The sequence below is a fragment of the Nocardioides sp. Z22_16 genome, assembly GCF_058134365.1.
This window is the reverse complement of the sequence record NZ_JBYTTI010000005.1, coordinates 559,619-586,283: the sequence shown is the minus strand read 5'-3', so window position 1 is coordinate 586,283 and position 26,665 is coordinate 559,619. Positions and strand designations below refer to the sequence as shown.

The following is a 26,665-nucleotide window of genomic DNA, read 5'->3' as shown; positions in this document are numbered from 1 at the left end:
CTAGGGTGGGGGACCATGTGGTCCTGCCTCCGTCGCCCGCCCGCGGCCGGCCGCGCGCTGCTGCTCGCGCTGGTCCTGCCGCTCCTCGTGCTCTCCTCGCTGGCCGCGGGGCCGGCCGGTGCCGTGCCCGAGCCCCCGACGGCCCCCGAGGCGACGCAGGCGCCCGAGGTGCGGGGCGAGGCGCGGTGGCCGCGCACCCTCCGCGCCCGTCCCGGCCGCTGGAGCCCACGGCGGGAGGTCACCCGGTACCGCTGGCTGCGCGACGGCGTGCCGATCCCGGGTGCCCGCGACCGGCGCTACCGGATCCGTCCGGCCGACGTGGGTGCGCGGCTCCGCGTCGAGGTGCGGGTCCGGGTGGCGGGGCTGCCGGTCGGGGTCGCGCGCTCCCGCCCCACCGCACCGGTGCGGCACCGGGTGCCGACCCGGCGGGTGGTCACCTACCAGGTGGAGACGCGCGGAGAGGTCTCGGGCGTGGCCGCCTTCGCGCGGCTGGCCCAGGAGACCTTCGACGACCCCCGAGGCTGGCGCGGCTCCGGGGTGGAGCTGCGCCGGGTGGCCCACGGAGGTCAGTTCAGCCTGGTGCTCGCCGAGGCGTCCTGGCTGCCCCGGTTCTCCCCGGTCTGCAGCAGCACGTGGAGCTGCCGGGTGGGTCGCTACGTGGTGATCAACCAGGCGCGCTGGCGTGGCGCCTCACCGGCGTGGAACGCCGCCCGCCGGAGCCTGCGCGACTACCGCCACCTGGTCGTCAACCACGAGACGGGGCACTGGCTGGGGCGCGGCCACCTCGGCTGCCCCGGCCGGGGCCGGCCGGCGCCCGTGATGATGCAGCAGTCCAAGGGGACCGCCGGTTGCCTCTTCAACCCGTGGCCCACGGCGGCCGAGCGGTAGCCGGCGGCGGGGCCGCGTGGCTCAGGGGTCCGTGAGCAGCAGCGGCGGGTCGACGCCCAGCTGGCTGCCGGGGACCGGCGGCAGGCCCAGCAGCCCGAGGACGACGTTGGCCACCAGCCCGTTGCGCACCGGTTGGCGGGCCGCGCCGTAGTCGGGTCGCCCGCGTCCCGGGTCGGCGTACCCGTCGTTGAGCTCGTAGAGGTCGGCGCCCTCGCTCACCCCCGGAGCCCGGACCACGAAGGGCACCCGGTAGTTGGCGAGCTCGCCGGCGCGGGAGTGGCCCGTGCCGCGTGCGCCGCCGTGGTCGGCGGTGAGGACCACGCCGGTCGGCACCGCGTCCGCCCCGGCCGGGCCACGGTCCAGCGCGGCGAGCACCCGCCCCAGCAGCCGGTCGACCTTGCGGACCGCACGCAGGTAGGCGCGTCCCATGAATCCGTACCGGTGGCCGGCCGAGTCTGGTGCGGAGAGGTGCAGGAACCGGAACGCCCGGTCCCCGGAGCGGATGTCGGCCAGCAGCGACCTGACCAGCACGCCGTTGTCCCCCTCGATGACCACGCGGTCGAGGTCGTCGGCCCAGGAGCGCTTCCACAGGGAGAACTTCGTCTTGCTGGCGAAGAGCGCGGTCGACCCGCCGGCGTCGGAGACGGAGGAGAAGACCGACTCGACCCGCTCCCCGGCGGCTCGCTGCACGGTCCTCGGGCGGCGCCGGTCGTCGTTCCAGGTGACGCCGTGGCCCCCGGAGCCCGACGAGACGCGTCGCCCGGTCACCATGCCGGTGTGGTTGGGGAGGGTGAGGGTCCGCTCCACCTGGGTGCGGGCGTTGAGCGTGGAGGCGCCCTCCTGGAGGAGGCGGTGCAGGTGCGGCGCACCGCGGCGCCCGAGACGGGTGAGCGCGCGGGGGTTCAGGCCGTCGACCGAGACGGCCAGCACCGAGGCGACCGGACCGTAGCGGGCGCTGGGGCTCACCGGCTCGTCGCCGGGGAAGTGGGCCCGTGAGGTGGCCGCCACCGGGGCGGCAGCCGCGCCCGCCAGGGTGGCGGCCAGGGCGGTGGCCAGGGCGGTGGCCAGCAGGCGACGCCCGGCCGGGTGGCGGCCGACGGCGCGGGAGGGGTAGGTCACGCCCAGACGGTAACTCGGAGGAACCCGCGACGCGGGCACGACGCGGAGATCGGGCGGAGATCACCCGAGCACGACCGGAGGCACGACCGGGGCCCGCGGCGGCGGCTCCGGGTGTGACCCAGACGATGGGTGACGTGGGTCGCGGTCGGGTGACCCGGGCGCGTCGAGCCTCTAGCCTTGCCGATTGTGTCTCCAACAGCGCCCGGGGTGGTCGAAGCCCCGATCGGCATCTTCGACTCCGGGTTCGGCGGCCTCACCGTCGCCCGCTCGGTGATCGACCAGCTTCCCCACGAGTCGATCGTCTACTTCGGCGACACCGCCCGCCAGCCCTACGGCGCCAAGCCGATCGGCGAGGTGCGCGAGTACGCCCTGGAGTGCCTCGACCACCTCGTCCAGCTCGGGGTGAAGGCCCTGGTCATCGCCTGCAACTCGGCCAGCGCCGCGATGCTGCGCGACGCCCGGGAGCGCTACGACGTCCCGGTGGTGGAGGTGATCTACCCCGCCACCCGACGGGCGGTCGCGGCCAGCCGCACCGGCCGCATCGGGGTCATCTGCACCCGCGCGACCGCCGAGTCGATGGCCTACGAGGACGCCTTCGCCGCCGCTCCCCACATCGACCTGCACGTGCGGGCCTGCCCGGCGCTGGTCGACTACGTGGAGGCGGGCGTCACCGGAGGAGAGGAGCTGCTGTCGGTCACCCACGGCTACCTCGACCCCCTGGTCTCCGCGGGGGTGGACACCCTGGTGCTGGGGTGCACCCACTACCCGCTGCTGACGGGGGTCATCTCGTACGTGATGGGCGGCCAGGTCACCCTGGTCAGCTCGGCCGAGGAGTGCGCGAAGGACGTCTACCGGATGCTGGCCACCAAGGGCCTGATGCGCGAGGGTGGGGACCCGACGTACACCTTCCTCACCACGGGTACGGCGTCGGAGTTCGAGACCATCGGTCGTCGCTTCCTCGGTCCGGAGCTGCGGGCGGCGCACCAGTTCGTCGGAGGCATGGCATGAGGCTCACCGTTGTGGGGTGCTCCGGTTCCTACCCCGGTCCCGACTCCCCGGCCAGCTGCTACCTCGTGGAGGCCGACCACGCGGGACGCACCTGGCGGGTGCTGCTGGACCTCGGCAACGGCGCGCTCGGAGCGCTGCACCGCTACGCCGACCCGCTCGAGATCGACGCGGTCCTCCTCACCCACCTCCACGCCGACCACTGCCTGGACCTGTGCGGCTACCACGTGCTCCGCAAGTACCATCCCAGCGGCCCCCAGCCGCGGATCCCCGTGTGGGGGCCGGTGGGCACGGCCGCGCGGATGGCACGGGCCTACGACCTGCCGCTCGTGCCCGGGATGAGCGGGGAGTTCGACTTCCGCGAGTGGGGCGAGGCGTTCCGGTTCGGCCCCTTCGAGATCGAGGCGCTCCCGGTGGTGCACCCGGTCCCGGCCTACGCGCTGCGCGTCAGCAGCGGCGGGGCGACGATCGCCTACACCGGCGACAGCGGACCCTGCGACGCGCTGACCCGGGCGGCCAGCGGCGCCGACGTGCTGCTGGCCGAGGCGTCGTTCGAGGAGGGGCGCGACAACCCGCCCGAGCTGCACCTCACCGGCAAGGAGTGCGGGGAGCTCGCCGGCCGGGCCGGGGTCGGCCGGCTGGTGCTGACCCACGTGCCGCCGTGGCACGACCCGCAGGTCGCCCTCCGGGAGGCCGAGCAGGTCTTCTCCGGTCCGCTGGAGCTGGCGTACGTCGGGCAGGTGCTGGAGCTCTGAGCCGACGGCGCCCGGGCCGCGTCAGGCCGCTCCGGCGTCGTGCACCAGGATCGCGATCTGCACCCGGTTGGTGACGGAGAGCTTCTCGAACAGCCGCGAGACGTGCGCCTTCACGGTGGGCACCGAGAGGTGCAGCGAGCGGGCGATCTCGGCGTTCGAGAGCCCACGGCCCACCTCGCGCGCGACGTCGTGCTCGCGCGCGGTCAGGGCGGCGAGCCGTCGCCGGGCGGACTCGGTCCGGTCGTCGGGGGCCTGGGCGCGGACCTGCGCCACCAGCGCGCGGGTGGCGGTGGGGGAGAGCATCGGCTCGCCGTCGGCGACCCGGTGGATCGCCTCGACGATCCGAGCCGGCGGGGTGTCCTTGAGCAGGAACCCGTCGGCGCCGGCCGCGACCGCGCCCACCACGTGCTCGTCGGCGTCGAAGGTGGTCAGCACGATCACCCTCGGCGGGTCCGGCCGCGCGTGCAGCAGCGCCGTGGCCTCCAGCCCGTTGAGCACCGGCATCCTGATGTCCATCAGCACCACGTGGGGGCGGAGCCGCTCGACGAGCTCCACCCCGGCGCGTCCGTCGGCGGCCTCGCCCACGACCCGCAGTCCGGTCTGGCCTCCCAGCATCAGCCCGAGCGCGGAGCGCACCAGCGGATCGTCGTCCACCACGACCACGTCGAGCACGTTCACGTCGTCCACGGCACCCATCCCTCCACCACGAAGGTCTCGCCCCGCCGGCCGTGCGTGAGCCAGCCGCCCCGGGCCTGGGCACGCTCGGCCAGCCCCACCAGACCCAGCCCGGCACCCGGCGCCGCGGGGACCGTCGCGAAGCCCAGGGGGTTGCACAGCCGGACACCGACTCCCTCCCCGGGCCCCCCGGTGAGCCGGATCTGCAGGCTGGCGGCGGGCGCGTGCTTCCGGGCGTTGGTGATCCCCTCCTGGACGATCCGGTAGACCGCCCTGCCGGTGGCGGCGGGGACGGACCGGGCGTCCTCGACCCGGTCCTCCAGCTCCACCCGCGCCCCGTCGGCCCTGGCCTCGGCGACCAGCGCCTGCACGTCGTCGTACGCCGGCAGCGGACGGGCGAGCACCGAGCCGTCCTCGTCGCGCAGGACGCCCAGCACGCCGCGCAGGTCCTCCAGGGCCTGGTGCGCCTTCTCTTGGATCTCCGCGACCCCGGCGCGCAGGACGGCCCCGTCGAGGTCGTGGCGGAACGCCAGGGCTCCGGCCTGCAGCGAGATCTGGGAGATGCGGTGCGCCAGCACGTCGTGCATCTCCCGGGCGATCCGGGTCCGCTCGGCCGAGCGGGCCTCGCTCTCGCGCAGCTCCTGCTCGGCCTCGGCACGGACCGCGCGCTCGTGCAGCGTCCCGACCAGCTGGCGCCGGGAGCCGAGGTACATCCCCCAGCCCATCAGCGCGACGGTGAAGGCCACGTTGAAGACCAGCTCCGCCCACCACACGCTGGACCCGGCCATCGGCTGCACGTACGGGAACGCCATCCCCGCAGCCACCATCGCCACGCCGGTGACCGCGATCGGCACGAGGCGCAGGCCGGTGGCCAGCGAGACGGCAGCCAGGGTCGCCGGGCCTGCGGCGATGCCCGACCCGAGCATCATCAGCTGGGTGAGGAGGGCGACCATCAAGGGCAGGCGTCGGCGGAGCATCACCATCACGTAGGACGCCAGGCCCACCACGACGTCGGTCCAGAACAGCGCGCGGTGGTCCTCCCACTGCGCCTCCACCACCGTGCCCCACAGCACGGCGGAGATCAGCAGGCACACCAGCAGACGCCACGCGTGGTCCCACAGGCCCAGGGCGGGCCGGTGGAGCTCGAGGGCTGGGGTGGACACCCTGCACAGGCTAGGCGGCCGTCGACACCGGCGCAGGAGCCGCCCGTCGCGGCAGGCCCCCTACTTAGGTAGGGCCGCGGCGCGACCGGCGGAGGGAGAAATCCGGTGGACACCTAGGGCAGGGTGTCCACATGATCGAAGTGCAAGGACTGACCAGGAGATACGGCGACTTCCTCGCCGTCGACGACGTGAGCTTCACCTGCCAGCCGGGTCGGGTGACCGGGTTCCTCGGACCCAACGGCGCCGGCAAGACCACCACGATGCGGGTGATGGTGGGGCTCACCTCCGCGACCAGCGGACGGGTGACCATCGGGGGGCACGACTACCGCGACATCCCGAACCCCGGCCGCCACGTGGGGGTGCTGCTCGACGCCGGGGCGCAGCACGGCGGGCGCACCGGGCGGGAGATCCTCCAGCTGGGCGCCACCACGATGGGGCTGCCCGACTCCCGGGTCGACGAGATGCTGCAGATGGTCTCGCTCTCCCCGGGCGAGGCGAAGCGTCGGCTGCGCAACTACTCGCTGGGGATGAAGCAGCGGCTGGGCATCGCCCACGCCCTGTTGGGCGACCCCTCGGTGCTGATCCTCGACGAGCCGGCCAACGGCCTCGACCCGGCGGGGATCCGGTGGATGCGCGACCTGCTCCGCGGCTACGCCGAGCGCGGGGGCACCGTGCTGCTCTCCAGCCACCTGCTCAACGAGGTCGAGCTGATCGCCGACGAGCTGGTCCTCATCGGGCGCGGGCGGATCCTGGCCCAGGGGGACAAGAGCTCGCTGCTGGCCGGCCGCGGCACCGCCACCCTGGTCGTCTCCCTCGACAACGGAGCGCTCGCCGAGGCGCTGCGCGGCCGGGGCCTGGAGGTCTCGCCCGCGGGCGACGGCCTGCGGGTGGACGCCGAGCCCGTCGAGGTGGGCCGGACCGCCCTCGAGGCAGGCGTGGTCCTCACCGACCTGCGGCGCGGCGGCGGAGGACTGGAGGACATCTTCCTCGAGCTCACCGGTGAGACCCAGCGCGACCAGGTCGCAGGAATCGACACAGGAGCGAACGCATGAGCACCACCGACCACTCCCACCCCCGCACGCTGGACGTCAGCGGGACCCCCGCGGTGCCCTTCACCCGCTTGGTCAAGGTCGAGCTGCGCAAGTCCTGGGACACCCGCGCCGGTCTCTGGCTGGTGGGGGCGATCGTGGCCATCACGGCGATCGTGATGGTGATCGTCTTCGTCGTCTCCGACACCGACGACCGGGTCTTCGGCAGCTTCGTCGGGGCGGCGGCCACCCCCCAGGGCCTGCTGCTGCCGGTGCTGGGCATCCTGCTGGTCACCAGCGAGTGGAGCCAGCGCACCGCAATGGTCACCTTCGCCCTGGAGCCGGCGCGCTCCCGGGTGATCGGGGCCAAGACGGTCGCCGCGCTGATCTTCGGCGCCGGGGCGTTCGTCGCCGCCGTCGTGCTGGCCGCGCTGGCCACGCTGCTGGGCGGCGCCGAGGCCGGCTTCGAGGGCTTCGAGTGGGTCGACACCCTGCCGTTCTTCCTGCTCCAGCTGGTCACCATCCTCCAGGGGCTGGCCTACGGCCTGCTGTGGCTCAACACGCCCGCGGCGATCGTGACCTTCTTCGGGCTGCCGATCGTGATGAACCTGGTCTTCAGCCTGGTCGAGTCGCTGCGGGACGTGGCTGCCTGGCTCGACCTGGCGACCGCCCAGATCCCGCTCTTCGGCACCGAGATCAACCTGAGCGGTGAGGAGTGGGCGCAGCTGGGCACCACCACCCTGCTGTGGATCGTCATCCCGTTCGTCCTGGGCTGGCTGCGGCTGATGCGGGCCGAGGTCAAGTAGGCGCTGCCGCGACGAGAAGCACCGTGCGTGCACCCTGGGACAGGAGCCGACGCCGGGTTCGACCACGGACCGCGTCGGCTTCTGTCTAGGATGCGGGCATGTCGGCCAGCCTCCTCCGCGGACTCCGCACCTTGGAGATGCTGCGCGCCGAGCCCTTGGGGGTCTCGGAGGTCGCGCGGCGCCTGGGGGTCGACAAGGCCGGGGTCTCCCGTGTCATGCAGGCCCTGCTTCGGGAGGGGTGGGTGGAGCGGATGGGGCGGCTCTACGTGCTCGGACCCCGGGCGCTCCACCTCACCGACGACCCGGTGACCACACCGTTGGGCGGCCGGGCGGACGAGGTGGCCCGCGCGCTCCGCGACCGGACCGGTCACAGCGCGGCGGTGTTCCAGCTCCGCGAGCGCCGCACCCACGCGCTCGCCTTCGCGCGCAGCGAGACCCTGCCGCCGCTCGCGGAGCTCAAGGACCCCTTCGAGCACCTGTGGGCATCAGCCGCGGGGCTCGCCCTGCTGGCCCAGCTCCCGTCCGAGGAGGTGGACAGGCACCTCGACCTGTCGCCGTGGCCGAGACGCAGTCTCGGCGCCCCGGCCGGTCCGGAGGAGGTGCACGCCCTGATCGGGCGCCTGCGCCTCGGGCTCCCGGTGGTGGAGAGCTCCTGGACCATGCCGGGCGTGGCCGGCCTGGCCCTGCCGTGGGCGCAGTTCTCCCCGGAGCTGCCGGCGGCGGTCGCGCTGGTGGGCCCCGAGCCCGAGATCCTGCGTGACCACGAACGACTGACCGAGCTGCTGCGCAAGGCGGTCGAGGACGTCGCCTGAGGAAGCCGGCGCCGGAGCCGCCGACTAGGGTCGGGGCCATGACTGAGACTGCCAAGACCCGCGCCGACGGACGGGCCGACGACGAGCTCCGCGAGATCCGCTTCTCCCGCAACTGGCTGGACCACCCGGCGGGCTCGGTGCTGGTGGAGTTCGGTCGCACCCGGGTGCTCTGCGCCGCCTCGGCCTCGGTCGGGGTGCCCCGGTGGCGCAAGGGGTCGGGGCTGGGCTGGGTGACCGCGGAGTACGCGATGCTCCCCTCCGCGACCAACACCCGCTCCGACCGGGAGTCGGTGAAGGGCAGGATCGGCGGCCGGACCCATGAGATCTCCCGGCTGATCGGCCGCTCCCTGCGCGCGGTGATCGACTACCAGGCTCTGGGCGAGAACACCATCCAGCTCGACTGCGACGTGCTGCAGGCCGACGGCGGCACCCGTACCGCGGCGGTCACCGGCGCCTACGTGGCCCTCGCCGACGCGATCGCCCACCTCCGCGCGACAGGGGCGCTGACCGGGGAGCCGCTGACCGGCTCGGTGGCGGCGGTCAGCGTCGGCATCATCGACGGGACGCCGCGGCTCGACCTCCCCTACGAGGAGGATGTCCGGGCCGAGACCGACATGAACATCGTGATGACCGGCGAGGGCAAGTTCGTCGAGGTCCAGGGCACCGCCGAGGGGGCGGCCTTCGACCGCGACGAGCTCGACGCCCTGCTCCGGCTGGGGGAGAAGGGCTGCGCCGACCTCACCCGCCTGCAGCACGAGGCGCTGGCCGCGCCCCTCCCCGGGAGCGCCGGTGCCTGAGGTCTTCCTCGCGTCCCGCAACGCCAAGAAGCTCGCCGAGATGCAACGCATCCTGGCCGAGCAGGTGCCGGACGTCGTGGTGGTCGGCCTCGACGACGTGGCCGGCTACGACGAGCCCGTCGAGGACCAGCCGACCTTCGAGGGCAACGCGCTGCTCAAGGCCCGGACCGCCGTGGCCGCCACGGGTCGGCCGTCGATCGCCGACGACAGCGGCCTGTGCGTCGACGCGCTCAACGGCATGCCGGGGGTGCTGTCGGCCCGGTGGAGCGGGTCGGGCGCCGGCGAGCGGGCCGAGGTGGACGTGAGCAACAACGCACTCCTCCTCGCCCAGCTGCGAGACGTGCCGGACGAGCGTCGGACCGCCCACTTCGCCTGTGCCGTGGCCTTCTGCCTGCCCGGGGGCGAGGAGCACGTGGTGCACGGGCGGATGGACGGCCGGATCATCCGGGAGCTGCGCGGGGAGGGCGGCTTCGGGTACGACGTCCTCTTCGTCGCCGACGAGCACGCCGAGCAGGGCCTGACGAGCGCCGAGCTCGACCCGGCCGAGAAGGACCGGATCTCCCACCGCGGGCGTGCCCTCCGGGCGCTCGCCCCGGTGGTGGCCGAGGCTCTGGGCTGAGAGGTCTGGCTGAGGCGCTCAGCCGACGGGTGCGGCGACCGGCTCGTCGGCCGCCACCCGGCGTGAGACCCACGAGCCCCACACCGCGGCGAAGACGAACATGATGATCGAGTAGACGGCCGCAGGGACCGAGATCTCGGTGGAGTCGAGCACCTCCACCGCGACGAAGATGGCCAGGGTCGAGTTGTGGACTCCGATCTCCATCGACGAGGAGATCGACTGCGGGCCGGAGACGCCCAGCGCCCTCGGCACCGCGTAGCCGATGACGAGGCTGAGGGCGCAGAAGAGGGCGGCCACCAGACCGATGTCGGCCACGTACTCACCCACGTCGGCCCGCTGGTCGACGAGGATCCCGACGACCAGCACCGCGAGGATCACCGCGGAGCCGATCCGCACGGGCTTGTCCATCGCCTCGGCGAAGCTGGGCCGCCTGGCCCGGACCAGCATGCCGAGACCCACCGGCAGGATGATCAGGGCGAAGACCTTGACGATCTCCACCAAGGGCATCGACACGTCGTCCTGCCGGTCGTAGTAGGCGATGGCGGCGCCGGTGATCACCGGCAGGGTGACCACCGCGATCACCGAGTTGATGGCGGTGAGCGAGATGTTGAGGGCCACGTCGCCGCGGAAGAGGTGGCTGAAGAGCGCTGCGGTGGTGCCGCCCGGGGAGGCGGCCAGCAGCAGCATGCCGATCCCCAGCAGGGCGGGCAGGTCGAAGACGACGACGAGGCCGAAGCAGAGGAGCGGCAGGAGCAGGAGCTGGCAGCCCAGTGCGATGGTCACCGCCTTGGGGGTCCGCGCGACCCGCCGGAAGTCCCCGAGGGTCAGGTCGAGGCCGAGGCCGAACATGATGATGCCGAGGGCGATCGGCAGCCCGACGGTGGTGAGCGCGGAATCCATGGCCGGACCGTAGTGGTTCAGGTCACATCCGGGGAAGGGTGCGCCCACGCGTCGGTCGACCGTGCCGACAGCTCACGTCCCGTCGCGTCGCGTCGCGAGTGCCGAAGGCGGGACTCGAACCCGCACACCCGAAGGCACAGGTACCTAAAACCTGCGTGTCTGCCAGTTCCACCACTTCGGCTACGTGCAGGGGAGTCTAGGCAGCGTCCAGCTTGAGGTCACGGCGGAGCTTCGCCACGTGCCCGGTGGCCTTGACGTTGTACTGCGCGAGCTCGACCTTGCCCTCGGCGTCGACCACGACGGTGGAGCGGATGACGCCCTCCACGGTCTTGCCGTAGAGCTTCTTCTCGCCGAAGGCCCCGTAGGCGCGCAGCGTCTCCTTCTCGGGATCGGAGAGCAGGGTGAGGGTCAGCGCGTCCCGCTCGCGGAACTTCGCCAGCTTCTCCGGCTTGTCGGGGGAGATGCCCACCACCTCGTAGCCCGCTGCCTGCAGCGAGGCCAGGGAGTCGGTGAAGTCGCAGGCCTGCTTGGTGCAGCCGGGCGTCATCGCGGCGGGGTAGAAGTAGACGATGACCCGTCGTCCGCGGAGCTCCGAGAGGGCGACCTGCTCCCCGGTGTCGGAGGTCAGGCTGAAGTCGGGGGCGGGGTCGCCGGGGGAGAGACGGTGGCTCACGCGAGAAATCTCCTAGATGCAAATCGTTTGCAAGAGCGTACGGTAGGGGCATGCACGTCCCCGACGGATTCCTCGATGCGCCCACCTCGGTGGCGACCGGCGCGGTGGCCGCAGCCGGGATCGCGGTGGCGCTCCGGGGTGCCCGCCGGGAGCTGGACGACCGTACCGCGCCGATGGCCGGCCTCGTCGCCACGTTCGTCTTCGCCGGCCAGATGGTGAACTTCCCGGTGGGCGCCGGCACCAGCGGCCACCTGATGGGCGGTGCGCTGGCTGCCGTCCTCGCCGGCCCGTGGACCGCGGTCCTGGCCATCAGCGTGGTCCTGATCGTCCAGGCGCTGATGATGGCCGACGGGGGGATCACCGCCCTGGGGACCAACATCACCCTGTTGTCGCTGGTCGCCGTCGCCGTCGGCTGGTGCGTCTTCGTCGGGGCGCGCGCCGTGCTGCCCAAGCGGCCCGCCTCGGTCCCCCCGGCCGCGGCACTGGCCGCGCTGGTCAGCGTCCCGGCCGCGGCCCTCGTCTTCACCGGGCTCTTCGCCGTCGGCGGGACCGCCCCGGTCGAGACCGGCAAGGTGCTCGCGGCCATGCTCGGGTGGCACAGCCTGATCGGCGTCGGCGAGGCGCTGGTCACCGGCATGGTCGTCGGCAGCGTCGTGGCGGTCCGCCCCGACCTGGTCTACGGCGCCCGGCCGCTGCTACGGCGTCGTGCCCTGGAGATCCGGGAGACGGGGGCGACGGGATGAGCGGGGCGCCCGAGCGCCAGAGCCGGCGCGGACGCAGGTTCCTGGTGGTCTTCCTCCTCGTCTCGCTGCTGGTCGCCGGCTTCGTCAGCTACTACGCCAGCAGCAGCCCCGACGGTCTCGAGCACGTGGCGGAGCAGACCGGGTTCCTCGACTCCGCGGAGGAGCACGCGGCGGGGGACGGCCCGTTCGCCGACTACCAGGTCGAGGGCGTCGACGACGAGCGGCTCAGCTCCGGGATCGCCGGGGTCCTGGGCTCCCTCGTGGTGCTCCTGCTGGCCGGTGGGCTCTTCTGGGCCCTGCGCGGCCGGGGCCGCCGGGATCCCGGCGGCGACTCCCAGCACTCCTCCACGGCCCGGGACTAGGCGATGGGCGCGGAGCACGGCCACCTGCTGCACCACCACGGGCACAGTCCCGTGCACCGGGCCGCGCCGCACCTGAAGATCGCCGGGGTGCTGGTCTTCATGCTGGTCGTGGTCGCGACCCCCCGGGACGCCTACGCGGTCTTCGGCGGCTACGCGCTTCTCCTGCTCGCCGTGGTCGCCGTCTCCGGGGTGCCGTTCGGCTACCTCGCGCGGCGCATGGTGGTCGAGGTGCCGTTCGTGGTCTTCGCCCTGCTGGTGCCGTTCGTGGCCACCGGCCCACGGGTCGAGGTGCTCGGTGTGGCCCTCTCAGAGCCCGGCCTGCTCGCGGCCTGGGGCCTGCTGGTCAAGGGGACCCTGGGCGTGCTGGCGGCGCTGACCCTCGCCGCGACCACCGAGCCGGCCGACCTGCTGCGCGGGCTCGAGCGGCTGCGGATGCCCGACCTCCTGGTGCAGATCATGGGCTTCATGGTCCGCTACCTCAGCGTGGTCCTGGGGGAGCTGGGGCGGATGACGACGGCGATGAGGTCGCGGGGAGCGGACCCGCGCTCGCCGCGCCACTGGCCGATGCTGGCCCGCTCGCTCGGTGCCCTCTTCATCCGCTCCTACGAGCGCGGGGAACGGGTCCACCTGGCGATGCTGTCGCGCGGCTACGACGGGACCCTGCCGCGATGAGGCCGCGATGAGGCCGCGATGAGCGCGCCCGTCCTCGACGTCCGCGGGCTGGCCTACGCCTACCCCGACGGGCACCAGGCGCTCTTCGGGGTCGACCTGCACGTCCACGCGGGGGAGCGGGTGGCGCTGCTGGGGCCCAACGGCGCGGGCAAGACGACCCTGGTCCTCCACCTCAACGGCATCCTCACGGCGGGAGCGGGCACCGTCAGCATCTCCGGACTGCCGGTGGCCAAGGAGAACCTCAAGGAGATCCGCCGCCGGGTGGGCATCGTCTTCCAGGACCCCGACGACCAGCTCTTCCTGGGCACGGTGCGCCAGGACGTCGCGTTCGGGCCCGCCAACCAGGGGCTGCGGGGCGCCGAGCTCGACGCCCGGGTCGCGACCGCGCTGGCGGCGGTGGGGATGTCGGAGTACGCCGACCGGCCGCCGCACCACCTCTCCTTCGGGCAGCGGCGCCGGGTCGCGGTGGCGACGGTGCTGGCGATGGAGCCGGAGATCCTGGTGCTGGACGAGCCGAGCTCCAACCTCGACCCGGCCAGCCGCCGCGAGCTGGCCGACATCCTGCGCTCCCTCGACGTCACGGTGCTGATGGTCACCCACGACCTCCCCTACGCCCTCGAGCTCTGCCCGCGCTCGGTGGTGCTCAGCGAGGGGGTGGTGGTCGCCGACGGGCGCACCTACGACGTGCTGACCGACGCCGAGCTGATGGGCCGGCACCGCCTCGAGCTGCCGTTCGGGTTCGACCCGGTGGCGATTGGTAGCCTTCCAGAGTGACCAACGACGTGTCCGCGCTCGAGCGCGAGATCGAGACGACCCGCGAGCGCCTGGCCGACACCATCGACCAGCTGCTATACCGCGCCCACCCCAAGACCATCGTGAGCCGCGAGGTGACCTCGGTGAAGGCGCACTTCGTGGACCTCGACACCGGGGCACCGCGCACCGACAACATCCTCAAGGCGGCTGCGGGGGTGGCGGGTGTCGTGCTGCTCTTCGCGGTGATCCGCAAGATCGCGCGTGACTGAGCCGACCCGTCCGTCGAGCGAGGCCCCCGGCGCCGCGATCAAGATGCTCCACGACCGGATCCTGGTCGAGCCCGACCAGGACGCGGGGGAGCGCCGCTCGAACGGCGGCATCGTGATCCCGGCGACCGCCGCGATGGGTGCCCGGCGGCTCAGCTGGGCCCGTGTGGTGGGCACCGGCCCGCACGCGCGCGCCGTGCAGGTGGGCGACCGGGTGCTCTTCGACAGCGAGGACAAGGCCGAGGTGGAGGTCAACGCCGAGGTCTACCTCGTGATGCGCGAGCGCGACGTGCACGCCGTCGCCGCGGAGCGGCTCGAGGGCGGCGCGACGGGCCTCTACCTCTAGCCCGCACCGTCGGCGTGGCCGGCGGCGACCGGGCTCAGCCCGCCGTCCTGGCGATCAGTCGCCGGGCGGTGACGAGGTCGGGGGCGTTGCCGGACAGGTGCGTCACGAGGTCGTCGGCGGCCGCGGTGAGCTCCGCGTCGGTCATCGGGTCGAGCGCGTCCATGATGAAGAGCGCGGTGGTGGTCTCCTCGCGCAGCTGGGTGCGCCGGGTCTGACGCCAGTTCCAGCGGCGGCAGGTCACTCCCTCGTCGTCGCGCCACACCACCTCGCCCGGTTCCGGATGCTCGGTGGCCGCGGCCCCGTCGGCGAGGATCTCGAAGGGCTCCGCACCGGTGGCGCGGACCAGGCGGGGCGACCCGACGTACCGGCTGAGCTCCTCGCCGCCGACAGGCAGCTGGTGGAGCACCGAGATGCCGTTGTAGAGGTCGGTGAGGCGATTCACCCGGGGCAGACCGCCGTCCACCCGTCGCAGCAGGGCCTCGAGGCTGTTCCTGGTCCGCTGGGGCTTGGCGCCGAAGGACCGGTACGCCTCGCGCCAGGCGGCGACGTGGGGGAGCTCCTGGACGGGACGGTCCGCGAGCGCGGACGCGGCCTCGCGCTCGGCGCTGCGGAGGAGCTCCTCGCTCGTCTCGTCGCTGCCGGCCGGGACGATCCCGTCGACGGCCAGGAGCAGGGCCCGGTAGTCGGGCCGCAGCGCGAACACGGAGTCGTCCACGCGTGCCCCGGCGAGGAAGGCGTCGAGCTCAGCGGTCGTCGGCATGTCGGCATCGTCACCCGAGGTGGGGGCTCCGCGCAACGCCCCAGCCCACACCGCCGAGCGACGTGACCGGGAGGTGCGGGCGTGCCACCATACGGAGGGTGGAGGCTGCCGTCCTGCTGGTCTCGATGGCCGTCGTCGTGCTGGCCGGCACGGCGGTCAGCGAGCGGCTGCGCATCCCGGCGCCGCTGCTGCTGGTCGCGGTGGGGGTGGCGATGGCCTACGTCCCCGGGGTGCCGACGATCCACCTGGAGTCCGAGGTGGTGCTCCTCGGTCTCCTGCCACCGCTGCTCTACGCCGCGGCGATCCAGACCTCGCTGGTCGACTTCAACGCCAACCGCGGCACCATCCTGCGCCTCTCGGTGCTGCTCGTCCTGGTCACCGCGGGCGCAGTGGCCCTCGTCGTCCGGTGGCTGGTGCCCGACTGGGGCTGGGCGGCTGCGCTGGCGATCGGAGCGGTCGTCGCGCCGCCGGACGCGGTGGCGGCGACGACCGTGGGGCGTCGCATCGGCCTGCCACGCCGGCTGGTGACGATCTTGGAGGGCGAGTCGCTGTTCAACGACGCCACCGCGCTGGTGACCCTGCGCACCGCGATCGCGGCGATAGCGGGCGGGGTGGCCCTGCGGGACGTCGGCGTGGACTTCCTGCTCGCGGCCGGTGGCGGCGCGCTGATCGGGGTGGCGTTCTTCGTCGTCGTGGCGTGGCTGCGCAAGCGCATCACCGATCCGCTCCTGGACACCGCGATCTCCTTCGTCACCCCGTTCGCGGCCTTCGTCGCCGCCGAGGCGGTGCACGCCTCGGGGGTGCTCTCGGTGGTCGTGGCCGGCCTGCTGCTGGGGCACAGGGCCGACCTCATCCAGAGCGCCCAGTCCCGGATCACCGAGCGCGTCACCTGGCGCACCGTCGCGTTCGTCCTGGAGAACGCCGTCTTCCTGCTGATCGGGCTCCAGCTCGACTGGATCCTCGCCGGGGTGCGCGAGTCGACGCTGCCCAGCGGGCGGATCGTCCTGGTCTGCGTGGCCACCCTGGTCACCGTCATCGTGGTGCGGGTCCTCTACATGCATGCCACGGCGGTCCTCCGGCGCAGCGACCCGCTGCCGACGAGCTGGACCTTCCTCCTCGGCTGGGCCGGGATGCGCGGCGTGGTGACGCTCGCGGCGGCGTTCGTCATCCCGGAGGAGACGCCGCACCGCGAGGTGATGCTGCTGATCGCCTTCTCCGTGGTGGCCGGGACCCTGTTCCTGCAGGGGCTCACCCTGCCCTGGGCGACGCGGCTCCTGGGAGTCCCGTCCCCCGACCCGGCGCAGGACGCGCTGGCTCGCGCCACCCTGCTCGAGCAGGCGGGGGCGGCGGGGCTCGAGCGGCTCGAGGAGCTCGAGTACGACGACCATCACGGCGTCGCCGAGCGGATCAGGGCCCGGCTGGACCAGCGCGCGCTGACGGCCTGGGAGCAGCTGGCGACCACCGCGGACGAGGAGACCCCCTCCGAGCTCTACTCCCGGCTCCGCCGCGAGATGATCGAGGCCGAGCGGAGCCGGGTGCTCGAGGTACGCACGGAGGGGCACCTGCCCTCCGAGGTGGTGAGCCAGGTGCTGGGGATGCTCGACCTCGAGGAGTCGATGCTCGAGGCCGGCAGCTCGGTGCGTCACGAGGTGCGCGAGGCGACCCTGGGCTACGAGGCGCGCGAGGAGTGCCCGGACCTGGCGGCGCACCCGGTGGTTCGGACGGTCCCGGACCCGGCTTGCGAGACGTGCCGACGGGAGGGGACCCGCTGGGTGTCCCTGCGGCAGTGCCTGACGTGTGGGCACGTGGGCTGCTGCGACTCCTCGGTCGGGCGGCACGCGACGAAGCACTTCCACGAGTCCCAGCACCCGACCATCCAGTCGGCGCAGGCGGGGGAGTCCTGGCGCTGGTGCTTCGTGCACAACCTCACCGGCTGACCTCCCCGCTGACCTCCCCGCTGACCTCCCCAGGGGAGTCGCTCGCGGCCGGCGGGAAGACCGGGAACGGCAGAGGGCCAGGACCGTGAAACGGTCCTGGCCCTCTATCTGTACGCCATCAGGGACTCGAACCCCGAACCCGCTGATTAAGAGTCAGCTGCTCTGCCAATTGAGCTAATGGCGCGTGCGTGAAGCGAGAGGAACACTACCAGCGGGGGGCACGGGAGAGAAATCCTGGGTCGGGCGGCGGCTCCCTCAGACCGTCGAGCCCGGCTCCAGCCGGGCGCCCGCCGACAGCGAGGACCGCGGGGTGACCTGCGAGTCCCGACCCACCAGGACGAGGTCCTCGTCGCGTGCCAGCCGAGCCGTCGGCGCAGTGCCGACCACCGCGTCGTGGCCGACCTCGACGCCGTCGTCGAGCACGCTGGTGGTCACCCGGGCCCCGCGGCGCACCACGACCCCGGTGAAGAGCACGGTGTCCTCGACGACGGCGCCCTCCTCGACCACGACCCCGGGGCCGAGCACGCTGCGGCGCACCGTGCCGGCGACGTCGCACCCGGGGGAGAGCAGGCTGTCCGACAGCTCCCCGCTGGGGCGGACCCGGGCCGGCCCCCGGTCCGACCAGTGGGTGAGCACCGGACGGCCGGGCTGGTCGAAGACGTCGACCTTGCCGTCGATCAGGTCCCGGTGGCCCTGCAGGTAGGACTCCGGGCGGCCCAGGTCGCGCCAGTACCCGGGCAGCTCGACCGCGCGCACCAGACCGCGCTCGACCAGGTCGGGCAGCAGGTGGTCGCCGAAGTCGCCGATCCCGCTGTCGTCGCCCTCGGCGGTCCCGGCCAGCGTGGCCCGCAGCCGGTAGACGGCCTCCAGCAGTGGTGCGGTCTGGTAGACGAAGACCTCGGTGGCCACGGTGGTGGAGGCGGGCCGCGATGGCTTGGCGGCCACCGCGGTGACGGTGCCGTCGCGGCGTGTCTCGACGACGACGTTCTGCGAGGCCTCCTTCTTGGTGACCTCGCTGGTCAGCACCGTCGCGGCGGCCCCGGAGGCCTGGTGCTCGGCGATCACGTCGCGCAGGTCGGCGTTGAAGACGTGGTCGGCGCTGGTGATCACCAGGGTGCTCGCGTCGCGGGCCTCGAGGTCGCGGGCGATCCGCAGCAGCAGGTCGCCGTTGCCGAAGGCGAAGCCGTCCTCGGTCGCCGGGCCGCTGCCGGTCTGGGGCACCATCCGCCGGAAGCCGCCGCGACTGGAGTCGAGGTCCCACGGACGGCCCCCGGCGAGGTACTGGTCGATGGAGGCGACCTGGTACTCCAGGCTGACCCACACGTCGTGCAACCCGGAGTGCACCAGGCTGCTGAGCGCGAAGTCGATCAGCCGGTGGGTGCCGCCGTAGGGAAGCGCGGGCTTGGCCCGCTCCCGGGTGAGCACGTCCATCCGCGACCCCTGACCGCCGGCCTGGACCAGCGCCAGCACGTCACCTGTCACGGCGCCGCTCACAGCTCCTCCAGGATCGCCTGCGCCGCGTTGTGCCCACCGATCCCCGAGACCGCGCCGCCCCGGCGGGCACCGGAGCCGCAGAGCAGCACCGAGTCGCGGTCGGTGGACACGCCCCAGCGCTGGGCGGGCGTCTCCAGCCGCGACCGGTTCGGCGCCCACGGCCACTCCAGGTCGCCGTGGAAGATGTGGCCGCCGGGCATCGCCAGCTCGGCCTCGACGTCCTGGGGCACCTTGGCCTCCAGGCAGGGGCGGCCGTCGGCGTCGGTCATCACAAGGCTTCGCACGGGTTCCTCCAGGTGCTCGTCGAGTGCTTCCAGTGCCCGTTCGACGGCCAGGTCACGCGCGGCGGCCCGATCTTCTGCGAAGAGCGCCTCCGGGGTGTGCAGGCCGAAGTAGGTCAGGGTGTGCGCCCCGGTGCCGGCCAGCTCGCCCAGGATCGAGGGGTCGGTCAGGGAGTGGCAGTAGACCTCTCCCGGCAGCACCTCGGGCATCCGCCCGGCCGCGGCCTGGGCGTGCGCGGTCTCGAGCTGGTCGTAGCCCTGCGCCACGTGCAGGGTCCCCGCGAAGGCGACCTCCGGGTCAGCGCCGGAGCGCAGCCGCGGCAGGCGCTCGAGCAGCAGGTTGATCTTGAGCTGCGACCCCGACGGCTTCGTCATGGCGTCCTCGGGAGAGCCGAGGAGGATCTCCAGCACCCACGGGGCCACCCCCGACAGCACCCGGCGGCAGGTCACCGTGCTCTCGCGGTCGCCGTCGTGCCAGGTGACCTCCGCACCGTCGTCGGAGCTGCGGACCGCGCTCACCCCCGCCCCGGTCACCAGCTCGGCTCCCGCCCCGGCGGCAGCCTTGGCCAGCGCGTCGGTGACCGAGCCCATGCCCCCGACCGGCACCCGCCACTCGCCGGTCCCGTTGCCGAGGAGGTGGTAGAGGAAGCACCGGTTCTGCACCAGCGACGGGTCGTCGAGCGAGGCGAAGGTGCCGATGAGGGCGTCGGTGGCGACCACGCCGCGCACCGTCTCGTCGCGGAAGCGCCGGCGCAGGGCCGCCCCCAGCGGCTCGGTGACCAGCTCGCGCCACAGCCGCGGGTCCACCCGGGCGGCGACGTCCCGCTCCAGGGGCAGCGGCTCGAGGAGCGTCGGGGCGACGGCGCGCGCCATCTCGCCGACCTCGGCGTAGAGCTCCCGCCAGGCGGCGTACTCCTCCTCGCCGCCGGTGAGGGCGGCGAAGGAGGCCCGGGTCGCCTCCCCCTCGGGCCGCTCCACGAGCAGGCCCGCCGGTCGGCCGTCGCGGTGGTAGGGCGTGTAGGAGGCGGTGCGCCGGGAGACCAGCCGGACGTCGAGGTCGAGGTCGGCCATCAGCTGCTCGGGCATCAGGCTCACCAGGTAGGAGTAGCGCGACAGCCCGGCCGGCCGGCCGGGAAAGGCCTGGGTGGAGACCGCGGCGCCGCCCAGGTGGGGGAGGCGCTCGAGCACCACCACCGAGAGTCCCGCCCGCGCCAGGTACGCCGCGGAGACCAGGGCGTTGTGGCCGCCGCCGATCACGACGACGTCGTAGTCATTTCGAGTCATGCCCGTAGTCACTCGGTCAACCTAGACCACCGAACGGGTGATCCCTTCGGCGAAAGGTCCCCAGCGGGGACCAGTGACTTTAGGGTCGAAGCCGTTGGCACCGCTGCGCCCGGGAGGAGGCCCCGATGGCACGTCGCAACCGGGTCGGGCTCGTCGTGCTCCTGCTCTTCTTCGTGCTCGCGGGTCACTACGTCCTCTGGTCCCAGCCGGAGGGGACCCTGATCGCCGAGGCGTTCCCGGTGGGCCTGATGGCGGGAGCGCTGCTGCTCGTGCCGCGTCCGGTCCGGCCGGCGCTGGCCCTCCTGCTCACCGCCCTCGCCAGCGGGCTCTACCTCGCCAACGGTCGTGAGCCGCTCCACGCCCTGGGCTGGGGGCTTGCCGCAGGGGTCGGTGCGGCCCTGGTGGCCGAAGGCGTCACGGTGCGCGGTCGCCGCCGGCCGGCCCTCCTCAACGAGGAGGACTTCAAGTACTTCGTGGGCTCCAGCGTGGGCGGCGCCCTGGTGGCGGCCTCCCTCTGCGCGGCGGTCGGTGCCGCCACCGGACTGGCCGAGTGGTGGGTGATCGTCCTGGCTGTCGGGGTGCCGCAGGTCGCCTCCTACCTGGTCCTCCTGCCGCACTTCATGGGCCGCCCCCGGTTCCCCGGGGTCGCGCCGCTGGCCGAGCGGGTGACCCAGTGGGTGCTCACCGTGGCTGCGGCGGTCGTCGTCTTCTCACCGCTGGAGCTGCCGGTCAGCCTCGCCTTCGTGCTGATCCCGGCGCTGGGCTGGGCCGCCCTGCGGGCGCCCATGAGGGAGACGGTCGTCCAGCTCATGGTGGTCGCGATCATCGCCCACTCGATGACGGTGCAGGGCTTCGGGCCGATGGCCGGTGACCAGGCCACCGGCGCGGTCGGCGCCGAGATGCTGGGCGTCACGCTGGCCCTCCTGGTCTGTGCCTGCGCCCTGACCTGCATCCCCTTCGCCATCGCGGTGGGGGCCCAGCGCCGGGAGAGCTGGCAGGCGCGCCGCGAGCAGGCCAAGGTGGAGCAGCTGGTCCAGGGCGCCTCGGGCATCGCCATCATCGGCACCGACGGCCTGGGCCAGATCGATCTCTTCAACCCCGGGGCCCGCGCCCTGCTCGGCTACTCGGCCGAAGACGTCCTGGGCCGGTCCCCGAGCATGTTCCACGCCGAGGCGGAGGTGGCGCGGCTGGCGGCGCTGCTGGGCGTCGAGAACGACTACGCAGCCGTGACCCACAAGCTCTCCGAGTCCGGGCACGCGGCGATGGACGTGGAGTTCCTCCACCGGAACGGCGAGGTGCGGACCCTCCAGCTGGCGATCTCCCGCCTCCTCGACGAGCAGGGCCGTCCGGTCGGCTACGTCAGCACCGGGGAGGACGTGACCCGGCGGGTCAAGGAGCAGCGCGTGCTGGAGGAGGCGCTGGAGGTCGAGCGGACCGCCCTGGAGCACCTGCGCGAGATCGACGCGGTGAAGGACTCCTTCGTCTCCGGCGTCAGCCACGAGCTCCGGACGCCGATCACCAGCATCCTGGGCTACCTGGAGATGCTCGAGGAAGGTGGCTTCGGGCCGCTGCACCAGGGCCAGGTCCAGGCCCTCGGCCGGGTCAAGGGCAACAGCCGGCGGCTGCTCTCGCTGATCGACGACCTCTTGATGCTCTCCCGGATCCAGGACGGCAGCCTGGCGGTGGCCACCTGCCAGCTGGACCTGCGCGACGTCGTCGCCCAGGCGCAGGAGGAGATGGCGCCCGCGATGCTGGCCGCCCAGATCGACTGCTCCCTCTCGCTCCCCGAGGAGGAGGTCCTGGTCACCGGCGACGAGGAGCGACTCGGCCGGGTGCTGATCAACCTGCTCGGCAACGCCATCAAGTTCACCGACCCGCTGGGCAAGGTGGCGGTCTCGCTGACGGTCGAGGGCCGAGCGGCCGTCCTCGCCGTGCGTGACACGGGCATCGGGGTGCCCGCGGAGGAGCAGGCCCAGCTCTTCGAGCGGTTCTTCCGCTCCACCGTCGCCCACGAGCGGGCCACCCAGGGCAGCGGCCTGGGCCTCTCCATCGCCCGGGCGATCGTGGAGACCCACGGAGGGGTCATCGAGGTCGACTCCGGGCACGGCGTCGGCTCCACCTTCCGGGTCAGGCTGCCCCTCGAGGGGGCCGACCCGGTGCCGGTCCAGCGGGCCGAGGGAGCCAGGCGCGCCGCCGGTGAGCCGGACGACGACGGGGACGGCGACGGCGACGGCGACGGCCCGGCGTACGAGAGCGGTCAGGCCGCCACGCTGGCCAGCTGACCGGGAGCCGTGGGGGGCCGGGACGTGCGACAGGGCCGGACCTCTCGGTCCGGCCCTGCGCGGATCTCCTGGGAGATCCCTTGGGGTGAACGACGGGACTTGAACCCGCGACATCCGCGACCACAACGCGGCGCTCTACCAGCTGAGCTACGCCCACCATGAAGCCCCGACAGTGCCGGGGCCGGGGAACAGTGTAGCCCTACTGCGTGGCGCTGTCCGCATCGGGGGCGTCGGTGGCGTCGGCCTTCGGAGCGGTCTCTCCCTGCTCCGTGCCGAGTCCGGTCAGCGCGCCGGCGTGCCGGGCCGCGATGGCCTTCGCGGTGGCGGAGTCCGGACCGGGCGGGGCGACGAAGACGGCCTCGCGGTAGTAGCGCAGCTCCTCGATGCTCTCCTGGATGTCCGCCAGCGCGCGGTGGTTGCCCCGCTTGGCGGGGGAGGAGAAGTACGCGCGCGGGAACCAGCGCCGGGAGAGCTCCTTGATCGAGGAGACGTCGATGTTGCGGTAGTGCAGGTGGCCCTCCAGGGTCGGCATGTCGCGTGCCAGGAACGCCCGGTCGGTGGCGATCGAGTTGCCCGCCAGGGGAGGACGGGAGCCCTCGGGGCAGTGCTCCCGGATGTAGGCCAGCACCTGCTCCTCCGCGTCGGCCATCGTGATGCCGGCGTCGAGCTCCTTGAGCAGCCCGGAGGTCTCGTGCATCGAGCGGACGAACTCCACCATCTGCTCCAGCGCCTCGGCGGGTGGCTTGATGATCAGGTCCACCCCCTCGCCGAGCACGTTGAGGTCGGAGTCCGTCACGAGCGCGGCGACCTCGATCAGCGCGTCCGCCCCGAGGTCGAGGCCAGTCATCTCACAGTCGATCCACACCAGTTTGTCGCTCACGGCGTTCACCCTAACGGCCCGGGCACGGGGTGTCCGGACTCACGCCGCCGGGGGACGGGGTCCTCAGGTCGCGTTCAGCCGCCGCGACTAGGGTGAGGACCGTGCAGCACCACGCAGCCTGGCCCTGGATCGGCACCGTCGCCCGTCTGGTGACCGGTGGGGTCTGGCTGGTCGCCGGCGCGCTCAAGCTGCCCGACCCCGTGGAGAGTGCTCGCGCGGTCCGCGCCTACGACATCCTCCCCGACAGCATCGTGCCGACCGTCGGTGTGCTGCTGCCGGCGATCGAGGTGGTGGTGGGCATCTGCCTCATCCTCGGGGTGCTGACTCGCGCCGGGGGCGTGATCTCGGCGCTGCTCTTCGCCGTCTTCATCGCGGGGATCGCCTCGGCCTGGGCACGCGGCCTGGAGATCGACTGCGGCTGCTTCGGCGGCGGCGGCGAGAAGGAGGGCGCCTCCGCCGAGTACCCGTGGGAGATCGCCCGGGACACCGCGCTGCTGCTGGCCTCGGCGTGGCTGGTCAGATGGCCTCGGACCCGCTTCGCACTGGACAACCGGATCTTCCGCCCGGAGGGGCGGGACGTGGAAAGGAACGACGATGGCGAACTCGCCGAAGAAGAAGCCGACCCGCTCCAGGGCTGAGGAGAAGGCCGCTCAGCAGGCCAAGCGCGAGGCGCGCCGGGAGAAGGCGGCCCGCCAGGCGGAGGCGCTCCGCGCGGAGCAGAAGCGCCGCAAGCGCAACGAGCGACTCATCGTGGGCGGCATCGTGCTGCTGGTGATCGCGGTCATCGGGGGGATCGTGCTCTACCAGCAGATCCAGGACGACAGGCGTGAGAACGCCGCCGTGCCGGCCAACACCACCGACGAGTTCGCCCTGGCCGTCGGCGAGGACTCCGCCCCGCGCACCGTGGAGATCTACGAGGACTTCCTCTGCCCGGGTTGCGCCAGCTTCGAGACGGCCACCGCCGAGCCGCTGGCCGAGGCGGCCGAAGCCGGCAAGGTGCAGGTCAAGTACTACCCGATCGAGATCCTCGGCCGCTACGGCGACTACTCCAAGCGCGCCGCCAACGCCTTCGGCGTGGTCCTGGACACCTCCGGTCCCGAGGTCGCGAAGAAGTTCCACGACCTCCTCTTCGCCCAGCAGCCGAGCGAGTCCGGCGACCTCCCCGACGACGAGTGGCTCATCGACCTGGCCGTCGAGGCGGGGGCCGAGGAGTCGGAGATCCGTGACGGGATCGAGGACATGACCTTCGAGCTGTGGGTGGAGAACGCCAACCAGCACGCCTTCGACGAGGGCGTGGACAGCACCCCCACCGTCCTGCTCGACGGCGAGCCGTTCACCGGCGACCCCGCCGAGCTCATCGCCTCCCTCGGCTGAGAGGGGAACGATGCAGGTCGAACGGGTCCAGAAGTGGATCATCTCCGCCCTGGTGCTCACCACCGCGGCGCACTTCGCCGGAGGCCTGGTCCTCCTCGCGCTGACGGTGGAGAACCCGGGGGCGTTCCCGGTGCTCACGGCGATCGCCACCATCGTCTGCCTGCTGGCGATCATCGGGGTGCGCGTGCTCAACCAGCTCTCCCTGGTGACGCCGTGGCTGCTCGCGGGCCTGACGCCGCTCGCGCTCGCGTTGTGGTTCCACTGAGCCGGGCCGGCGGCTCCGGGGCAGACTGGTGCGCGTGAGCCTCTCCTCCTTCGTCGCCGGGCTGCCCAAGGCCGAGCTGCACGTGCACCACGTCGGCTCGGCCTCGCCGCGCATCGTCGCCGAGCTGGCGCAACGTCATCCCGGCACGGTGCCCTCGGACCCCGAGCAGCTCGCCGCGTTCTACGAGTTCCGGGACTTCGCCCACTTCATCGAGGTCTACCTCGCCGTCGTCGACCTGGTGCGGACCCCCGAGGACGTGCGGCTGCTGACCTACGAGGTCGCCCGGGAGATGGCGCACGGACAGCAGGTGAGGTACGCGGAGCTGACGTGCACGCCGTACACGAGCGTCCGGCCCCACGAGCCCGGCCGTGGGATGGCGATCGAGGCCTACACCGAGGCGATCGAGGACGCCCGGGTCGCCGCCGAGCGCGACTTCGGTCTGGTGCTGCGCTGGATCTACGACATCCCGGGCGAGGCCGGGATCCCCGCCGCGGACGCGACGCTGGCCTACGCGCTCGACCACGCGCCCGAGGGACTGGTCGCCTTCGGCCTGGGCGGGCCGGAGATCGGCGTGCCCAGGCCGCAGTTCGCGCGTCACTTCGCCGCCGCCAGGGCCGCGGGGCTGCGCTCGGTGCCCCACGCCGGGGAGACCACCGGCCCGCAGACGATCTGGGACGCCCTGGACGAGCTGGGCGCGGACCGGATCGGACACGGCACCACGGCTGCCCAGGACCCGGCCCTCCTCGAGCACCTGGCCGAGGCCGGGATCCCGCTGGAGGTCTGCCCCTCCTCCAACGTGGCCACCCGGGCGGTGGCCAGCCTCGCCGAGCACCCGATCGTGGCCTTCCGGGACGCCGGAGTGAGCTTCTCGGTCAACTCCGACGACCCGCCCATGTTCGGTACCTCCCTGAACCGGGAGTACGAGATCGCGGCCGAGCTGCTCGGTCTCGACGACCACGGCGTGGCCGAGCTGGCGAAGGACGCCGTGCGGGCCTCGTTCGCCCCCGACGACGTGCGCGCCGGGCTGCTGAAGGAGATCGACGCGTACGTAGGAGGCTGACCGCCACGTCGGGTGCGCCTCGGCGCGTCGTCTAGCGTGAGCGCCATGACCACCAGTGACCTGCCCGGCGTGATGACGATGCGGGAGCGGATGCTCGCCGGTCAGCCCTACGTCGCCGACAGCGAGATCAGCGCGCTGACGGTGGCCGCCCAGCAGCGGATGGCGGCGTACAACGCCGCGGACCCGGCGGACCCGCAGACGCGTCGCGCGCTGCTGGAGGAGCTGCTCGGGGAGGTGGGGGAGGGGGTGGAGCTGCGACCGCCGGTCTACCTCGACTTCGGCGACCGGATCGCCATCGGGCCCCGGACCTTCGTCAACTTCGGGCTGACCGCCCTCGACGTCGCCCAGATCACCATCGGCGCAGACGTCCAGATCGGCCCGCACGTGCAGCTGCTCACCCCCACGCACCCCCTCGACGCGCAGCTGCGCAAGGACAAGTGGGAGGGAGCCGCGCCGATCACGATCGGGGACAATGTCTGGCTCGGTGGCGGGGTGATCGTCTGCCCGGGCGTGACGATCGGGGAGAACACCGTCGTCGGGGCCGGTGCCGTGGTGGCCACCGACCTCCCGGCCAACGTGCTCGCGGTGGGCCAGCCCGCGAAAGTGATCCGCCAGCTCTGAGCCTGGGAGCGGATCCCGCGATCCCGGATCGTGAGATTCTCGGCG

30 protein-coding genes and 3 tRNA genes are annotated in these 26,665 nt (G+C 73.0%); 21 read left to right on the top strand and 12 right to left on the bottom strand.

What is annotated here, in order from left to right:
* Positions 1-15 precede the first annotated feature (15 nt).
* Positions 16-888 (top strand): DUF3152 domain-containing protein, encoded by an 873-nt coding sequence (locus AC3X7R_RS17970; RefSeq protein ID WP_489967042.1) that lies wholly within the window; start codon positions 16-18, stop codon positions 886-888.
* Between the two features lie 21 nt (positions 889-909).
* Here AC3X7R_RS17970 and AC3X7R_RS17965 read toward each other — a convergent pair whose 3' ends face one another.
* Positions 910-2,007 carry an alkaline phosphatase family protein gene (locus AC3X7R_RS17965; RefSeq protein ID WP_489967041.1) on the bottom strand — a complete coding sequence of 366 codons (1,098 nt, stop codon included), beginning with the start codon at positions 2,005-2,007 and terminating at the stop codon, positions 910-912.
* A 177-nt stretch (positions 2,008-2,184) separates the two neighbouring features.
* On the opposite strand from AC3X7R_RS17965, the gene murI reads away from it, so the two are divergent.
* Positions 2,185-3,015, top strand: a complete 831-nt coding sequence (murI, locus tag AC3X7R_RS17960; RefSeq protein ID WP_489967040.1) for a glutamate racemase — start codon at positions 2,185-2,187, stop codon at positions 3,013-3,015.
* Positions 3,012-3,767, top strand: coding sequence for an MBL fold metallo-hydrolase (locus AC3X7R_RS17955; RefSeq protein ID WP_489967039.1), 756 nt, complete (start codon positions 3,012-3,014; stop codon positions 3,765-3,767). The genes murI and AC3X7R_RS17955 overlap by 4 nt, the downstream gene beginning before the upstream one ends.
* A gap of 21 nt (positions 3,768-3,788) precedes the next feature.
* On the opposite strand, the gene AC3X7R_RS17950 is transcribed toward AC3X7R_RS17955, so the two are convergent.
* Together AC3X7R_RS17950 and AC3X7R_RS17945 are read right to left on the bottom strand one after the other, a co-directional pair.
* Entirely contained in the window at positions 3,789-4,454 is a 666-nt protein-coding gene (locus tag AC3X7R_RS17950) for a response regulator (protein WP_489967038.1), read from the bottom strand.
* Entirely contained in the window at positions 4,442-5,605 is a 1,164-nt protein-coding gene (locus AC3X7R_RS17945; protein ID WP_489967037.1) for a sensor histidine kinase, read from the bottom strand. The genes AC3X7R_RS17950 and AC3X7R_RS17945 overlap by 13 nt, the downstream gene beginning before the upstream one ends.
* Positions 5,606-5,736: 131 nt before the next feature.
* Here AC3X7R_RS17945 and AC3X7R_RS17940 point away from each other — a divergent pair, with 131 nt between their 5' ends.
* The 5 genes from AC3X7R_RS17940 (at position 5,737) to rdgB (ending at position 9,667) form a co-directional block, all read left to right on the top strand.
* A complete protein-coding gene (locus AC3X7R_RS17940; protein ID WP_489967036.1) occupies positions 5,737-6,657 on the top strand; it encodes an ABC transporter ATP-binding protein in 921 nt (306 codons plus the stop codon).
* Entirely contained in the window at positions 6,654-7,439 is a 786-nt protein-coding gene (locus AC3X7R_RS17935) for an ABC transporter permease (protein ID WP_489967035.1), read from the top strand. The genes AC3X7R_RS17940 and AC3X7R_RS17935 overlap by 4 nt, the downstream gene beginning before the upstream one ends.
* A gap of 98 nt (positions 7,440-7,537) precedes the next feature.
* Positions 7,538-8,251, top strand: a complete 714-nt coding sequence (locus tag AC3X7R_RS17930) for a helix-turn-helix domain-containing protein (RefSeq protein WP_489967034.1) — start codon at positions 7,538-7,540, stop codon at positions 8,249-8,251.
* A 38-nt stretch (positions 8,252-8,289) separates the two neighbouring features.
* Positions 8,290-9,048, top strand: coding sequence for a ribonuclease PH (rph, locus tag AC3X7R_RS17925; protein WP_489967033.1), 759 nt, complete (start codon positions 8,290-8,292; stop codon positions 9,046-9,048).
* Complete coding sequence (gene rdgB, locus AC3X7R_RS17920; protein ID WP_489967032.1) at positions 9,041-9,667, top strand: RdgB/HAM1 family non-canonical purine NTP pyrophosphatase; 627 nt, start codon at positions 9,041-9,043, stop codon at positions 9,665-9,667. The genes rph and rdgB overlap by 8 nt, the downstream gene beginning before the upstream one ends.
* 18 nt (positions 9,668-9,685) lie before the next feature.
* On the opposite strand, the gene AC3X7R_RS17915 is transcribed toward rdgB, so the two are convergent.
* From AC3X7R_RS17915 to bcp, 3 genes are all read right to left on the bottom strand, one after another.
* Positions 9,686-10,567, bottom strand: a complete 882-nt coding sequence (locus tag AC3X7R_RS17915) for a bile acid:sodium symporter family protein (RefSeq protein WP_489967031.1) — start codon at positions 10,565-10,567, stop codon at positions 9,686-9,688.
* Positions 10,568-10,666: 99 nt separating this feature from the next.
* Positions 10,667-10,748: transfer RNA gene (locus AC3X7R_RS17910), tRNA-Leu, on the bottom strand.
* A gap of 15 nt (positions 10,749-10,763) precedes the next feature.
* Positions 10,764-11,240, bottom strand: coding sequence for a thioredoxin-dependent thiol peroxidase (gene bcp / locus AC3X7R_RS17905; protein WP_489967030.1), 477 nt, complete (start codon positions 11,238-11,240; stop codon positions 10,764-10,766).
* A gap of 50 nt (positions 11,241-11,290) precedes the next feature.
* On the opposite strand from bcp, the gene AC3X7R_RS17900 reads away from it, so the two are divergent.
* The 6 genes from AC3X7R_RS17900 to AC3X7R_RS17875 are packed head-to-tail and all read left to right on the top strand — an operon-like array spanning position 11,291 to position 14,382.
* A complete protein-coding gene (locus AC3X7R_RS17900) occupies positions 11,291-11,983 on the top strand; it encodes an energy-coupling factor ABC transporter permease (protein WP_489967029.1) in 693 nt (230 codons plus the stop codon).
* Entirely contained in the window at positions 11,980-12,345 is a 366-nt protein-coding gene (locus AC3X7R_RS17895) for a PDGLE domain-containing protein (RefSeq protein WP_489967028.1), read from the top strand. The genes AC3X7R_RS17900 and AC3X7R_RS17895 overlap by 4 nt, the downstream gene beginning before the upstream one ends.
* A gap of 3 nt (positions 12,346-12,348) precedes the next feature.
* A complete protein-coding gene (cbiQ, locus tag AC3X7R_RS17890; protein ID WP_489967027.1) occupies positions 12,349-13,017 on the top strand; it encodes a cobalt ECF transporter T component CbiQ in 669 nt (222 codons plus the stop codon).
* An 18-nt stretch (positions 13,018-13,035) separates the two neighbouring features.
* On the top strand, positions 13,036-13,791 hold the full coding sequence (locus AC3X7R_RS17885; RefSeq protein WP_489967026.1) for an energy-coupling factor ABC transporter ATP-binding protein: 756 nt from the start codon (positions 13,036-13,038) through the stop codon (positions 13,789-13,791).
* Positions 13,788-14,039, top strand: coding sequence for a DUF3618 domain-containing protein (locus AC3X7R_RS17880; protein WP_489967025.1), 252 nt, complete (start codon positions 13,788-13,790; stop codon positions 14,037-14,039). The genes AC3X7R_RS17885 and AC3X7R_RS17880 overlap by 4 nt, the downstream gene beginning before the upstream one ends.
* Before the next feature lie 43 nt (positions 14,040-14,082).
* Positions 14,083-14,382, top strand: coding sequence for a GroES family chaperonin (locus AC3X7R_RS17875; protein WP_489967099.1), 300 nt, complete (start codon positions 14,083-14,085; stop codon positions 14,380-14,382).
* A gap of 34 nt (positions 14,383-14,416) precedes the next feature.
* On the opposite strand, the gene AC3X7R_RS17870 is transcribed toward AC3X7R_RS17875, so the two are convergent.
* Entirely contained in the window at positions 14,417-15,142 is a 726-nt protein-coding gene (locus AC3X7R_RS17870) for a B3/B4 domain-containing protein (RefSeq protein ID WP_489967024.1), read from the bottom strand.
* Between the two features lie 98 nt (positions 15,143-15,240).
* Here AC3X7R_RS17870 and AC3X7R_RS17865 point away from each other — a divergent pair, with 98 nt between their 5' ends.
* Positions 15,241-17,079 carry a Na+/H+ antiporter gene (locus tag AC3X7R_RS17865; RefSeq protein ID WP_489967023.1) on the top strand — a complete coding sequence of 613 codons (1,839 nt, stop codon included), beginning with the start codon at positions 15,241-15,243 and terminating at the stop codon, positions 17,077-17,079.
* Between the two features lie 111 nt (positions 17,080-17,190).
* On the opposite strand, the gene AC3X7R_RS17860 is transcribed toward AC3X7R_RS17865, so the two are convergent.
* The 3 genes from AC3X7R_RS17860 to AC3X7R_RS17850 all read right to left on the bottom strand — a co-directional run bounded on the left by AC3X7R_RS17860 (position 17,191) and on the right by AC3X7R_RS17850 (position 20,138).
* A tRNA-Lys gene (locus tag AC3X7R_RS17860) sits at positions 17,191-17,263 on the bottom strand.
* A gap of 71 nt (positions 17,264-17,334) precedes the next feature.
* Positions 17,335-18,573, bottom strand: coding sequence for a glucose-1-phosphate adenylyltransferase family protein (locus AC3X7R_RS17855; RefSeq protein WP_489967022.1), 1,239 nt, complete (start codon positions 18,571-18,573; stop codon positions 17,335-17,337).
* Entirely contained in the window at positions 18,570-20,138 is a 1,569-nt protein-coding gene (locus AC3X7R_RS17850) for a phytoene desaturase family protein (RefSeq protein ID WP_489967021.1), read from the bottom strand. Before AC3X7R_RS17850 ends, AC3X7R_RS17855 begins: the two co-directional genes overlap by 4 nt.
* 125 nt (positions 20,139-20,263) lie before the next feature.
* Here AC3X7R_RS17850 and AC3X7R_RS17845 point away from each other — a divergent pair, with 125 nt between their 5' ends.
* Positions 20,264-22,420 carry a sensor histidine kinase gene (locus AC3X7R_RS17845; protein ID WP_489967020.1) on the top strand — a complete coding sequence of 719 codons (2,157 nt, stop codon included), beginning with the start codon at positions 20,264-20,266 and terminating at the stop codon, positions 22,418-22,420.
* A gap of 81 nt (positions 22,421-22,501) precedes the next feature.
* Here the strand turns inward: AC3X7R_RS17845 and AC3X7R_RS17840 are convergent.
* Positions 22,502-22,577, bottom strand: a tRNA-His gene (locus AC3X7R_RS17840).
* A 42-nt stretch (positions 22,578-22,619) separates the two neighbouring features.
* Positions 22,620-23,300, bottom strand: a complete 681-nt coding sequence (orn, locus tag AC3X7R_RS17835) for an oligoribonuclease (RefSeq protein WP_489967018.1) — start codon at positions 23,298-23,300, stop codon at positions 22,620-22,622.
* A 101-nt stretch (positions 23,301-23,401) separates the two neighbouring features.
* Between orn and AC3X7R_RS17830 the strand changes: the two genes are divergently transcribed.
* The 5 genes from AC3X7R_RS17830 to AC3X7R_RS17810 are packed head-to-tail and all read left to right on the top strand — an operon-like array spanning position 23,402 to position 26,620.
* Positions 23,402-23,938 carry a MauE/DoxX family redox-associated membrane protein gene (locus AC3X7R_RS17830; protein WP_489967017.1) on the top strand — a complete coding sequence of 179 codons (537 nt, stop codon included), beginning with the start codon at positions 23,402-23,404 and terminating at the stop codon, positions 23,936-23,938.
* Positions 23,895-24,674: a DsbA family protein gene (locus tag AC3X7R_RS17825; RefSeq protein WP_489967015.1), complete on the top strand. Its 780-nt coding sequence runs from the start codon at positions 23,895-23,897 to the stop codon at positions 24,672-24,674. Before AC3X7R_RS17830 ends, AC3X7R_RS17825 begins: the two co-directional genes overlap by 44 nt.
* A 10-nt stretch (positions 24,675-24,684) precedes the next feature.
* A complete protein-coding gene (locus AC3X7R_RS17820; protein ID WP_489967014.1) occupies positions 24,685-24,939 on the top strand; it encodes a hypothetical protein in 255 nt (84 codons plus the stop codon).
* A gap of 34 nt (positions 24,940-24,973) precedes the next feature.
* Positions 24,974-25,999 (top strand): adenosine deaminase, encoded by a 1,026-nt coding sequence (locus tag AC3X7R_RS17815; protein ID WP_489967013.1) that lies wholly within the window; start codon positions 24,974-24,976, stop codon positions 25,997-25,999.
* Positions 26,000-26,044: 45 nt separating this feature from the next.
* On the top strand, positions 26,045-26,620 hold the full coding sequence (locus tag AC3X7R_RS17810) for a sugar O-acetyltransferase (RefSeq protein ID WP_489967012.1): 576 nt from the start codon (positions 26,045-26,047) through the stop codon (positions 26,618-26,620).
* The last annotated feature ends 45 nt before the right edge of the window (positions 26,621-26,665 follow it).

Excerpts from the sequence above, each read along its gene's own strand:
- AC3X7R_RS17970 (WP_489967042.1), top strand. The coding sequence starts at position 16 with ATGTGGTCCTGCCTCCGTCGCCCGCCCGCGGCCGGCCGCGCGCTGCTG.
- AC3X7R_RS17955 (WP_489967039.1), top strand. The coding sequence starts at position 3,012 with ATGAGGCTCACCGTTGTGGGGTGCTCCGGTTCCTACCCCGGTCCCGAC.
- AC3X7R_RS17940 (WP_489967036.1), top strand. The coding sequence starts at position 5,737 with ATGATCGAAGTGCAAGGACTGACCAGGAGATACGGCGACTTCCTCGCC.
- AC3X7R_RS17875 (WP_489967099.1), top strand. The coding sequence starts at position 14,083 with ATGCTCCACGACCGGATCCTGGTCGAGCCCGACCAGGACGCGGGGGAG.
- AC3X7R_RS17915 (WP_489967031.1), bottom strand. The coding sequence starts at position 10,567 with ATGGATTCCGCGCTCACCACCGTCGGGCTGCCGATCGCCCTCGGCATC.
- AC3X7R_RS17825 (WP_489967015.1), top strand. The coding sequence starts at position 23,895 with ATGGCGAACTCGCCGAAGAAGAAGCCGACCCGCTCCAGGGCTGAGGAG.
- AC3X7R_RS17935 (WP_489967035.1), top strand. The coding sequence starts at position 6,654 with ATGAGCACCACCGACCACTCCCACCCCCGCACGCTGGACGTCAGCGGG.
- AC3X7R_RS17810 (WP_489967012.1), top strand. The coding sequence starts at position 26,045 with ATGACCACCAGTGACCTGCCCGGCGTGATGACGATGCGGGAGCGGATG.
- AC3X7R_RS17900 (WP_489967029.1), top strand. The coding sequence starts at position 11,291 with ATGCACGTCCCCGACGGATTCCTCGATGCGCCCACCTCGGTGGCGACC.
- cbiQ (WP_489967027.1), top strand. The coding sequence starts at position 12,349 with ATGGGCGCGGAGCACGGCCACCTGCTGCACCACCACGGGCACAGTCCC.
- AC3X7R_RS17850 (WP_489967021.1), bottom strand. The coding sequence starts at position 20,138 with ATGACTCGAAATGACTACGACGTCGTCGTGATCGGCGGCGGCCACAAC.
- AC3X7R_RS17845 (WP_489967020.1), top strand. The coding sequence starts at position 20,264 with ATGGCACGTCGCAACCGGGTCGGGCTCGTCGTGCTCCTGCTCTTCTTC.
- AC3X7R_RS17820 (WP_489967014.1), top strand. The coding sequence starts at position 24,685 with ATGCAGGTCGAACGGGTCCAGAAGTGGATCATCTCCGCCCTGGTGCTC.
- AC3X7R_RS17885 (WP_489967026.1), top strand. The coding sequence starts at position 13,036 with ATGAGCGCGCCCGTCCTCGACGTCCGCGGGCTGGCCTACGCCTACCCC.
- AC3X7R_RS17870 (WP_489967024.1), bottom strand. The coding sequence starts at position 15,142 with ATGCCGACGACCGCTGAGCTCGACGCCTTCCTCGCCGGGGCACGCGTG.
- AC3X7R_RS17895 (WP_489967028.1), top strand. The coding sequence starts at position 11,980 with ATGAGCGGGGCGCCCGAGCGCCAGAGCCGGCGCGGACGCAGGTTCCTG.
- AC3X7R_RS17930 (WP_489967034.1), top strand. The coding sequence starts at position 7,538 with ATGTCGGCCAGCCTCCTCCGCGGACTCCGCACCTTGGAGATGCTGCGC.
- rph (WP_489967033.1), top strand. The coding sequence starts at position 8,290 with ATGACTGAGACTGCCAAGACCCGCGCCGACGGACGGGCCGACGACGAG.